At 69.6% G+C, this 10,505-nt stretch carries 9 protein-coding genes; 4 read left to right on the top strand and 5 right to left on the bottom strand.

Annotation, left to right across the window (positions count from 1 at the left end):
* The 4 genes from ACIOC0_RS31060 to ACIOC0_RS31045 form a co-directional block, all read right to left on the bottom strand.
* A partial coding sequence (locus ACIOC0_RS31060) for an adenosylhomocysteinase (protein ID WP_402159081.1) occupies positions 1–122 on the bottom strand: 122 nt, incomplete at its 3' end.
* Complete coding sequence (gene metF / locus ACIOC0_RS31055; RefSeq protein ID WP_402159059.1) at positions 106–1,005, bottom strand: methylenetetrahydrofolate reductase [NAD(P)H]; 900 nt, start codon at positions 1,003–1,005, stop codon at positions 106–108. The genes ACIOC0_RS31060 and metF, both read right to left, overlap by 17 nt.
* Positions 1,002–4,448: a methionine synthase gene (metH, locus tag ACIOC0_RS31050; protein ID WP_402159058.1), complete on the bottom strand. Its 3,447-nt coding sequence runs from the start codon at positions 4,446–4,448 to the stop codon at positions 1,002–1,004. The genes metF and metH overlap by 4 nt, the downstream gene beginning before the upstream one ends.
* Positions 4,445–5,428: a carbohydrate kinase family protein gene (locus tag ACIOC0_RS31045; protein WP_402159057.1), complete on the bottom strand. Its 984-nt coding sequence runs from the start codon at positions 5,426–5,428 to the stop codon at positions 4,445–4,447. Before ACIOC0_RS31045 ends, metH begins: the two co-directional genes overlap by 4 nt.
* A 221-nt stretch (positions 5,429–5,649) precedes the next feature.
* On the opposite strand from ACIOC0_RS31045, the gene ACIOC0_RS31040 reads away from it, so the two are divergent.
* Both ACIOC0_RS31040 and ACIOC0_RS31035 read left to right on the top strand, forming a co-directional pair.
* Entirely contained in the window at positions 5,650–5,952 is a 303-nt protein-coding gene (locus ACIOC0_RS31040; protein WP_402159056.1) for an Ada metal-binding domain-containing protein, read from the top strand.
* Positions 5,949–6,479, top strand: a complete 531-nt coding sequence (locus ACIOC0_RS31035; RefSeq protein WP_402159055.1) for a hypothetical protein — start codon at positions 5,949–5,951, stop codon at positions 6,477–6,479. The genes ACIOC0_RS31040 and ACIOC0_RS31035 overlap by 4 nt, the downstream gene beginning before the upstream one ends.
* A 282-nt stretch (positions 6,480–6,761) precedes the next feature.
* Here ACIOC0_RS31035 and ACIOC0_RS31030 read toward each other — a convergent pair whose 3' ends face one another.
* Positions 6,762–7,634, bottom strand: a complete 873-nt coding sequence (locus tag ACIOC0_RS31030; protein WP_402159054.1) for a glycerophosphodiester phosphodiesterase — start codon at positions 7,632–7,634, stop codon at positions 6,762–6,764.
* A 1,160-nt stretch (positions 7,635–8,794) separates the two neighbouring features.
* Here ACIOC0_RS31030 and ACIOC0_RS31025 point away from each other — a divergent pair.
* Both ACIOC0_RS31025 and ACIOC0_RS31020 read left to right on the top strand, forming a co-directional pair.
* On the top strand, positions 8,795–9,025 hold the full coding sequence (locus ACIOC0_RS31025; RefSeq protein WP_402159053.1) for an SHOCT domain-containing protein: 231 nt from the start codon (positions 8,795–8,797) through the stop codon (positions 9,023–9,025).
* 185 nt (positions 9,026–9,210) lie between these two features.
* Positions 9,211–10,479 (top strand): multicopper oxidase family protein, encoded by a 1,269-nt coding sequence (locus ACIOC0_RS31020; RefSeq protein WP_402159052.1) that lies wholly within the window; start codon positions 9,211–9,213, stop codon positions 10,477–10,479.
* Positions 10,480–10,505: the final 26 nt, after the last annotated feature.

The following is a 10,505-nucleotide window of genomic DNA, read 5'->3' as shown; positions in this document are numbered from 1 at the left end:
TCCTTGCGGATCGCCATCAGGCCCGGCATCTCGTGCTCGGCGAGCGTGATCTCCTTGCGGCCGAACTCGGCCAGGGAGAGGTCGGCGACCTTGAAATCGGTGAACTCAGCGGACACGGGCACTCCTTGTGATCTGCGTCGACAGCACGTTCCGATGGATGTCGAGGGCTGCGGTGGACTTGTTGAGCGTGATGTAGTGCAAGCCGGGTGCACCCTCGGCGAGGAGACGTCCGGCCATGGCGGTGGCGTGCTCTACGCCGATGCGGTGGCCAGCTGCGGCGTCGTCCCGGGCGCTTTCGAGACGATGGGCGAGGTCTTCGGGGAAGGCGGCGTGGGACAGTTCGGCGAAACGGCGGATCTGACGGACGTCGGTGGCCGGCATGATCTCGGGGATGATCGGGATGTCACAGCCCGCGGCCGTGACCCGGTCGCGCAGCCGCAGGTAGTCCTCGACGTGGAAGAACATCTGTGTGATGGCGTAGTCGGCGCCCGCCCGGCACTTGGCGACGAAGTGCCGGACATCGCTGTCCCACTCCGGCGAGCGCGGATGCATCTCGGGGAAGGCCGCCACACCGATGGTGAACTCACCCAGCGAGCGCACCAGTTCCACCAGTTCACGTGCGTAGGTGAAACCGTCCGGGTGCGCCGTCCAGGGGCCGTTCGGATCGCCGGGCGGATCACCGCGCAGCACCAGGACGTCCCTGATCCCCGCGTCGGCGTACTGGCCGATGATGTGCCGCAGTTCGGCCACCGAGTGCCCGACGGCGGTCAGGTGGGCGACGGGCCGCAGGGTGGTCTCGGCGGCGACGCGCCGGGTGACCTCGACGGTCCGTTCACGCGATGAGCCGCCGGCGCCGTAGGTGACGGAGACGAAGGTGGGGGAGAGGGATTCGACGCGGCGGACGGAGTTCCACAGGGCACGCTCACCCTGGCCGGTCTTAGGCGGGAAGAACTCGAAGGAGAACGAGGGAACGCCGTTTGCCAGCACCTCGCGCACGGAGCTCATGAACGGCCTCCCGCGTTGAAGTACCCCGCCTGGGGGTGGTGGACGACGATGGCGTCCGTGGACTGCTCGGGGTGGAGCTGGAACTCCTCCGACAACTGCACGCCGATGCGCTCGGGCCGGAGCAGCTCGGCGATCTTGGCGCGGTCCTCCAGGTTCGGGCACGCCGGATAGCCCAAGGAGTAGCGGCATCCCTGGTACTCGGTACGGAACATCCCGTCCAGGGCGGCCGGGTCGTTCCCGGCGATGCCGAGTTCGGCGCGTACGCGCGCGTGCCAGTACTCGGCGAGAGCCTCGGCCAGCTGGACGGACAGGCCGTGCAGTTCCAGGTAGTCGCGGTAGGCGTCGGCCTCGAACAGGCGCGCTGTCTCTTCGCCGATGCGCGAGCCGACCGTCACCACCTGGAGACCGACGACGTCCCGCTCCCCGGACTCCTCCGACCGGAAGAAGTCGGCCAGGCACAGTCGGCGGCCGTGTCCCTGACGGGGGAAGGCGAAGCGGGTGCACTCCTCGTCCTGCTCGTCCAGGATGATCAGGTCGTCCTTCTTCGACACGCACGGGAAGTAGCCGTGCACGACGGCTGCCTCCAGCAGGTTCCCGGTCCGCAGTCGATCCAGCCACATCCGCAGCCTGGGCCGGCCCTCGACCTCGATCGTGTCGCCCTTGAGCCCCCACTGGCCCTTGAACAGGGCGCCCTCGTCGAGCCAGGACGCGTACTCGTTGAGCTGGATGCCCTTGATCACGCGGGTGCCCCAGAAGGGCGGGGCGGGCACCGGGTTGTCGACGGCGACGTCGGAGCGCACGTGCCCCTCCTCCGCTCGCTCCTCGGCCTCGACCGTCGCCGCCTTGACCCGACGCTGCCTCAGCTCGGGCAGCTTCGCCCCGGGCACACCGCGCTTGATGCCGATCAGTGCGTCCATCAGGCGCAGCCCTTCGAAGGCATCCCGGGCGTAACGGACCTCACCCTGGTAGATCTCGTGCAGGTCGTGCTCGACATAGGCCCGCGTCAGTGCCGCGCCGCCGAGGATGACCGGATACTTCCCGGCCAGCTCACGGTGGTTGAGCTCCTCCAGGTTCTCCTTCATGATCACCGTGGACTTCACCAGCAGTCCGGACATGCCGATCACATCCGCGCGGTGCTCCTGGGCGGCCTCCAGGATCGCCGACACGGGCTGCTTGATGCCGAGGTTGACGACGTTGTAGCCGTTGTTGGTCAGGATGATGTCGACGAGGTTCTTGCCGATGTCGTGGACGTCGCCGCGCACGGTGGCCAGGACGATGGTGCCCTTGCCCTCGGCGTCCGACTTCTCCATGTGCGGTTCGAGGTGGGCGACCGCGGTCTTCATGACCTCGGCGGACTGCAGGACGAACGGCAGCTGCATCTGGCCGGAGCCGAAGAGTTCGCCGACGACCTTCATGCCGTCCAGGAGGGTCTCGTTGACGATGTCCAGCGCCGACCGGGAGGCCAGTGCCTCGTCCAGATCCTGTTCCAGGCCGTTGCGCTCACCGTCGATGATGCGCCGTTTGAGGCGCTCCTCCAGCCCCAGCGCGGCCAGCTCCTGCGCTTTGGACGCCTTCAGCGACTTCGCCGTCGCCCCCTCGAACAGTCGCATGAGCTCTTGCAGCGGGTCGTAGCCCTCGGCGCGCCGGTCGTAGATCAGATCCAGCGCGGTGCGGACCTCATCGTCGCTGAACCGGGCGATCGGCAGGATCTTGCTGGCGTGCACGATCGCCGAGTCCAGGCCCGCCTTCACACACTCGTCCAGGAAGACGGAGTTGAGCAGGATCCGGGCGGCCGGGTTCAGGCCGAAGGAGATGTTCGACAGGCCGAGGGTGGTCTGCACGTTCGGATGGCGGCGTTTGAGCTCGCGGATGCCCTCGAGGGTGGCGACACCGTCGCCGCGGGACTCCTCCTGACCGGTACAGATGGTGAAGGTGAGGCAGTCGACGAGGATGTCCTCCTCGTGGATGCCCCAGTTACCGGTCAGGTCGGCGATCAGCCGCTCGGCGATCTCCACCTTCTTCTGCGTCGTACGCGCCTGGCCTTCCTCGTCGATGGTCAGCGCGATCAGCGCCGCCCCGTGCTCCCTGGCGAGCTGCGTGACCTTCGCGAACCTCGACTCCGGGCCCGCCCCGTCCTCGTAGTTCACCGAGTTGATCACCGCGCGGCCGCCGAGCTTCTCCAGGCCCGCCTGGATGACGTCGACCTCGGTGGAGTCGAGCACGATCGGCAGGGTGGAGGCGGTGGCGAGGCGACCGGCGAGTTCCTCCATGTCGGCGACGCCGTCGCGGCCGACGTAGTCCACGCACAGGTCGAGCATGTGCGCGCCCTCGCGGATCTGCTCGCGGGCCATCTCCACGCAGTCGTCCCAGCGGCCCTCCAGCATCGCCTCACGGAACTTCTTCGAGCCGTTGGCGTTGGTGCGCTCGCCGATGGCGAGGTAGGAGGTGTCCTGACGGAAGGGCACCGTCTGATACAGCGACGCGGCACCTGGCTCCGGGCGCGGGTCGCGCTCGGCCGTGGCCAGGCCGCGCACCCGCTCCACGACCTGGCGCAGGTGCTCCGGCGTCGTGCCACAGCAGCCGCCCACCAGGGACAGGCCGTAGTCGCGCACGAAGTTCTCCTGCGCGTCGGCCAGCCCCTCCGGACCCAGCGGGAAATGCGCGCCGTCCTTGGTCAGGATCGGCAGACCCGCGTTCGGCATGCACAGCAGCGGAATGCGGGAGTGGCGGGTGAGGTAGCGCAGGTGCTCGCTCATCTCGGCGGGCCCGGTCGAGCAGTTCAGGCCGATCATGTCGATGCCGAGCGGCTCCAGCGCGGTCAGCGCCGCGCCGATCTCCGAGCCCAGCAGCATGGTGCCGGTCGTCTCGAATGCCATCGACACCAGCAGTGGCACGTCGACACCGGCCGTCTCGATGGCGCGGCGGGCGGCGACCACCGAGGCCTTGGTCTGCAGCAGGTCCTGCGTCGTCTCCACGATCAGCGCGTCGGCACCGCCGGCGAGCAGGCCCTCGGCGTTGGCCTGATAGCCGTCGCGGATCGTGGTGTAGCCGACGTGGCCGAGCGTGGGCAGTTTGGTGCCGGGCCCGATCGAACCGAGCACCCAGCGGGTGCGCCCGTCCCGACCGGTGAACTCGTCGGCCACCTCACGGGCGATGCGCGCACCGGCCTCCGACAGCTCGAACACGCGGTCGGAGATCTCGTACTCAGAGGCGGCCGTGTGGTTCGCGCCGAAGGTGTTCGTCTCCACGCAGTCGACACCGGCCGCGAAGTACTCCTGGTGAACCGAGCGCACGATGTCCGGGCGGGTGGCGTTCAGGATCTCGTTGCAGCCCTCGAGCTGCTGGAAGTCCTCCAGAGTGGGCTCCTGCGCCTGGAGCATGGTGCCCATCGCACCGTCGGCGACCACCACTCGGGTGGCCAGTTCCTCACGCAGCCCGCTCATGACAGCCCCGCCAGGCGCGGCTCCATCTCACGGGCGGCGTCGTGCCCGTACGCGCGCTCGACACGCTCGATCAGATCCACCGCGAGCAGCTTGTACTCCTGAGTGCCGACCGTCTCCAGGACGATCGACGCCAGCGCACAACCGAGCTGCGCCGCCCGTTCCTCGGGCCAGTCCCAGCTCAGGCCGGCGAGGAATCCGGAGCGGAACGCGTCCCCCACCCCGGTCGGGTCGGCGATCTTCGCGGTGGGGACGGCCGGCACGTCCAGACGGGGCTGGCCGCACCGCGCCAGGGAGACGCCGTCCGCTCCCCGGGTGATGATCCAGGTACCGACACGCTGCAGGATGTCCCGTTCGCTCCAGCCGGTGCGCTCCCGCAGCATGGCGGACTCGTACTCGTTGGTGAACAGCAGGTGGACGCGGTCCACGAGCCGACGTGCCTGCGTGTCGTTCAGACGGGCGAGCTGCTGCGAGGGATCGGCGGCCACGCGGATTCCGGCACGCCGAGCGGTCTCGGTGTGGCGCAGCATCGCCTCCGGGGCGTCGGCGCCGACGAGCACCAGGTCGAAGCCACCGCAACGGGCCGCCTCCGCGGCGAGGTCGATCTTCGCGGCGTCGGCCATGGCGCCGGAGTAGAAAGTGGCGATCTGGTTCTGTGCCTCGTCAGTCGTGCACACGAACCGGGCGGTGTGCAGTGTCTCGCTGATCCTGACGGATTCCGTGTCGACCCCGGCGACGCGCAGCCACGCCCCGTACTCGGCGAAGTCGACTCCCGCGGCGGCGATCAGACGCGGGGTCAGTCCCAGCCGTGCGAGTCCGAAGGCGATGTTGGCGGCGACACCGCCGCGCCGCACGTCGAGGCGGTCGACGAGGAAGGAAAGGGACACCTGTTCCAGCCGATCGGCGATCAGTTGGTCGGTGAACCGACCAGGAAATGACATCAGATGGTCGGTGGCTATCGAGCCGGTCACGGCGATTCGCACGACGGTCTCTCTCCTTGAACCCGGGATCGAAGGGTGCGGCCCGGTGCCCGGCGGCCGGGTCGCGCGGGGCGCCGTGGCCGGGCCCGGCACGGCGGGGCTGCCCCGGCACGCAAGCCTGCCGCGCGCCACTGAAGCGCCGATCCAGATCACCCGGCACCGGCCGCGGGATGGACGTCCGGATACCGCTGGTACGGCCGTCCGGGATGATGCACAGTGCCTTTGTGGACAGACGACGGCTGGACGGCACGGCTCCCGCGGCGGCGCTTCGCGGATACACGCTGATCGGCGCTGACGGGCGGCCCTACCGCAGCGACGTGGCCGGCCGGTTCGGCGGCTACCGGCGCGGACGGATCTACGGACGGCTGGACTGCCCCTCCGCGGTGCGGCACATCGCCCGCGGGAACTACGTGCGCCACCGGGTGTTCTTCGCGGACGAGGCGACAGCGCTCGCGGCGGGATACCGGCCGTGCGCGGTCTGCCTTCCCGATCGCCACCGGGCGTGGCGCACGGGGGAGCCGTCATGAACGAGCCCTCTCCCCGGCTGCTTCCGGCGGCCCTGTCAGACTACGCACCCTGGCCCGCGGCCCGGCCGCACACCGGCCGCGAACTCGCGCGCTTGCTGGCGCTGTTGGAGGGCGCAGGGTTCCGCGGCGGCAGCGTCGCGCTGGGCCATGGCCGGGACGCCACGTCGAAGGACACCGCCGAGGCGTTCGCCGACGCCTGGCTCAGCAGCGGCGGGCGGCTGGCCGCGGTGGTCGACTGGCCTGAGGACGCCGCGTCATGGCTGCGCCAGGCTCGCCGGCTGACCCGTCCCGAGCCGGACGCCTGGGTGGTGGCCGCGGCGCCGGTCGGCTGGGCCCAGATGAGCCGCCGGTTGCGGCACAGCACCGACTGGGACCCGCGCCGCACCTTCGGCTTCGCGTCCGCCGGTGACTCGCGTCTGGTGACAGCAGCGGGGCCGGGCGTCCTGGACGGGATGTGCGGGGCGACGGCGGACGGCAGGGTGTGGACGGTCCGCCGGGGCTGGGTGGTCGAGTCCGACGGCGAGTGACGGCCGGCCGCTCCCAGCAGCCCCGAGACCGCAGCCTGCACGATCGCGTGCATGCTGTCACCGGAGGCTCTGGCCTGGCCGGCAAGGCTCGCACGGTGCAGGCCAGGGAACTGCTCGGCAAGGTCGAGGGCGGTCAGCTCAACGAACAGAGCCAGGCCGACCATGCGCAATGGAAGACGTGGTCCGCCAAGGAACAGAGGGATTACAGCACTCCGTTTGGTGGCGGCCACGGAGGACTGTTCCAGCTCCGCGGTTGCCACCGGTGCGCGCTTTCGCCTGCGGTCAGTGTCCGAGTACGTGCCTCATCTTGTCGGGGAAGTCGGTGGTGAAGCCGTCCACGCGCAGATCACGGAGGCGGCGGGCCTGGGTGGAGGAGTTCACCGTGTACGGCCACACCTTCAGGGGTGTACCGTGCGTGCCCTTGAGGGCGTGTGCGCGGCGCACGAAGTCCGCAGTGGTGGCCGTGTGCTGGGGGTTGACCGCGTCGGCGAACCTCGCGTACGACGCCAGCTTGCCGGTCGACGCCCTGTCGTCGCAGATGCCGAGCTTGATGTCCGGCCTCTCCTTGCGGACGGTCTTCAGGGCGGCGGCCAGGAAGCTGATCACGTACAGCCGGTTGTGGACGTGGTGGGCGTCCAGCCAGCCCTTGCGGCCGAGGACCCGCAGCGTGTCCCGGACGACTCCGGGGAAGTTGCCCGGCCACTTCAACTCCAGCAGGAGACCCTGGTTGTTGCGGTCGAGCCGGTCTAGGACCTGTCCGAGGGTGGGGATGCCCGCCCTTCCGTATCGCGAGGCCTTCCACTGCGGGGATGCTCCGGCGCGCAGCCTGTTCAGTTCCGCGTAGGTGAAGTCGCCCACCCTCCAGGGCGCGCGGTGCGGGAAGACCCTCTCGGCGTCGGTCGTCCGGACGAGGTCCTGGTCATGCATGAGGACGAGCACCCCGTCCTTGCTGCGCTGCACGTCCACTTCGACCCAGTCGATGCCCGCCCGGTCGGCCCGGTCGACGGCTTCCAGAGTGTTCTCGGGGGCCAGCCCTGCGGCCCCACGGTGACCGATGACGAGCGGGGTGGCGGGATCCGCGTGTGCTGCGGGAGCGAGCACGGACACGGACAGGGCGAGGGCGACGGGCGTTGTGATGCAGGTGCGTTTGAGCATGGGTGTGGCGCCTTCCAAGGCTTTTGGGGAGGTTCACGGCAAGCTTCGAGTGGTCGGCGAGCGCTTGCCCAGCGGTGCTGCTCCGTACGGGAAGACGCGGGAACAATGGGGAACAGGCAGGGAAATGTTGGGAAAAATATGGAGAATTGCCGACTGACTCGAGGAGCGGTGGTTGCGGAAGCGGCTGGTCGGCTCGAGGGTGCGCGGGATCGCAGGGGCAAGATGTGCCAGGGATGGCGGCTGCCAGGATCCAGTGCGCTGGACTCTCACAGGCGCCGAACCTGCTCCCCCGCGAGGGCATCACCCGGTCGTTGAAGGGCGCTTACGCCTCGACGTATGAGATCGACCCGTCCAAGGCCGAGGCCGTCTCCCCCCAGAGGTTGTCCCGTAAGGGGGGCGTGAGTCATCCGGTGAGGGCCAGGTTGTGGGGCCGAGCGATGCCGAGCATGGCAGCCGTCGTTCTCCAGACTTTGACGTGTCTCATGGGACAGCTCCCCCACAACCAGCCCAAGGCCGCCGACCTGGACGACACGCTCGCGGCCCTGACCGGCTGACCTCCTGGGATCGGCGCGGCCTCCCTCGGTGTCGCGCTGGCGGAGGTGCTGTGGGCCCCGGTCCGCAGCGCCTGCAGCTCTCCGCTCCGTCTGAGCCCTCGTCGGCGCGCAGGCCGGGAGCGTCCGGGGCGCGCAGCTCAGCCTGCAACTAGACCTGCCCAGCACGCTCACATGAGCCACGCCTCCGGTGCTGGATCTTTCTGGTGACCCAGACACCAGTCCGGCGACACCACGCTCGTCCAGCTGGAGCCGGTCGCCGCCGATGCCATGGCCCGGCTCGACGCCGCCCTGGGGTCCCTGAGCTGACCCGGGCCCACGCCCGGCCGACAGCCCCAGGCGGACTCAGAAGGGGTGATCAACTATTGGCGGCTTCTGGCCTCACCTCGGCGACACCCCAATCCAGTTAGCACGAGCCCTCATCGGGCACGCGACTCACGATTACGTGAGGTCGCCAGCTTTTCTCGGGGAACCTTCTGGTACGCGCCGTGCAGCCGTTGCCGGGACGCTGAACTTTGCAAATCGGCGCCTTCTGCCCGGCGGTGCTCTGGCGGCGGTCTTAGCCTTGAGGTACACGAAGCGTTACCTGGGCATGGAGTGTGAGCGGCGATGGCAGGCAATGGTTGGCTGATGGGCTGGATGTGGATCTGGCCGGTCTTCATCGTGGCTGGCCTGCTGCTTATCGGCTTCGTCGCGGTGCGGCTGATACAGGGGGGACTCATGTCCCCGCCCGCACCTCGTACGGTCGGCTCAGCAACCCGGCGAATCCTCGACGAACGCCACGCTCGCGGAGAAATCAACGAGGACGAGTACCGGCGTTGCCGGAATCTGTTGCCGTGAGCGGCCAGCCGATCAGTCGACGCCAGGCGTTGGCGTTGCTCGGACTGGGCGGCGTGGCGGCTGGCACCGTGGGGTGGGCAGCCGGTGTGGGTGCGCCCATCGACCGGAACCTGAGGCAACCCAGTGCCTCCGGGGAGCGTTTGCGCCAGCCGCCGGTGGCGGCCAGTCGCGGCGGGGTGCTCGACGTGACTCTCACCGCTGCCACGGGAGCTCGACTGGCCGGCCGAGACGCGTCGGCGTGGGCGTTCAACGGCACCTGCCCGGGGCCAACCTTGCGGGTGCGGCCTGGGGACCTGCTGCGAGCGCGGCTCATCAACCACCTGGACCAGCCGACGAACCTGCACACCCACGGCCTCCACGTATCCCCGCACGGCAACGGCGACAACCCGTTCGTCACCATCGAGCCCGGCGACAGCTTCGACTACGCCATCGCCGTTCCGACCGACCATCCGGCCGGCACGTTCTGGTACCACCCGCACCACCACGGCACCGTCGCCGACCAGATCTTCGCCGGCCTGGTCGGAGCGCTGCTGGTCGACGGCGGTCCCGATCCCGGTCTGCCGGTGAGCGACGACCTGGTCCTGCTGGTCACCGACACCACCCTGGACGGGGCTGGCCGGGTTGCCGCGGCGGACAGGATGGCCAGAATGATGGGCCGCGAGGGCGAGCTGGTACTGGTCAACGGGCAACACCAGCCGGTCATCACCGCCGCGACCGGGGCAGTGCAGCGGTGGCGGGTCATCAACGGCTGTGTCTCCCGGGTGCTCGCGCTGCGTCTGGAGGGTCATCGTCTGACCCAGGTCGCCCGCGACGGGGTGTTCCTGCCAGCCCCGGCCGATCGGGACCAGGCGGTGCTGGCGCCGGGAAACCGCGCCGACGTAATCGTGCGTCCCACCCGCAGCGGCCGGTACGCGCTGGTCAGCGAACCGTACGACCGCGGCAGCCTGGGCATGATGGACGGTGGCCCCTCCGCCGACGGCCCGGTCACGCTGGCGACCCTGGCCGCGTCCGGCACCGCCACGGCATCGGCGGCGTTGCCCGCGAGGCTGCCTGCCCCGTCGATCCCGCCGGGCAACGTGAGCAGACGGCGTCAGATCACCTTCGCGATCGGGATGGGCGGGATGGGCATGGGCGGCATGGCCTTCACCATCGACGGGCGCACCTTCGACCCCGAGCGCGACGACCAGACCGTCGCACTCGGCACCATCGAGGAGTGGACCGTGGTCAACACCAGCCCCATGGAGCACCCGTTCCACCTGCACGCCTGGCCTTTCCACGTGCTGACTGGCGCACCTGCCGCAGGCGTGCGGCAGGATGTCGTCCTGGTGCCAGCCCGGGGCTCGGTGCGACTGCGTATCCCGTTCACCGACTACCCCGGCCGCAGCGTCTACCACTGCCACGTCCTCGACCACGAAGAGCTGGGCATGATGGCCACTGTCAACGTCCGCCCCTGACGGCTGCCCTGTGCTCGGGCCCGCTC

This window comes from Streptomyces sp. NPDC088254, assembly GCF_044740925.1.
Classification (GTDB): domain Bacteria; phylum Actinomycetota; class Actinomycetes; order Streptomycetales; family Streptomycetaceae; genus Streptomyces.
Note: the sequence above shows the minus strand (reverse complement) of the source record. Positions and strands in the feature narration are given on the sequence as shown.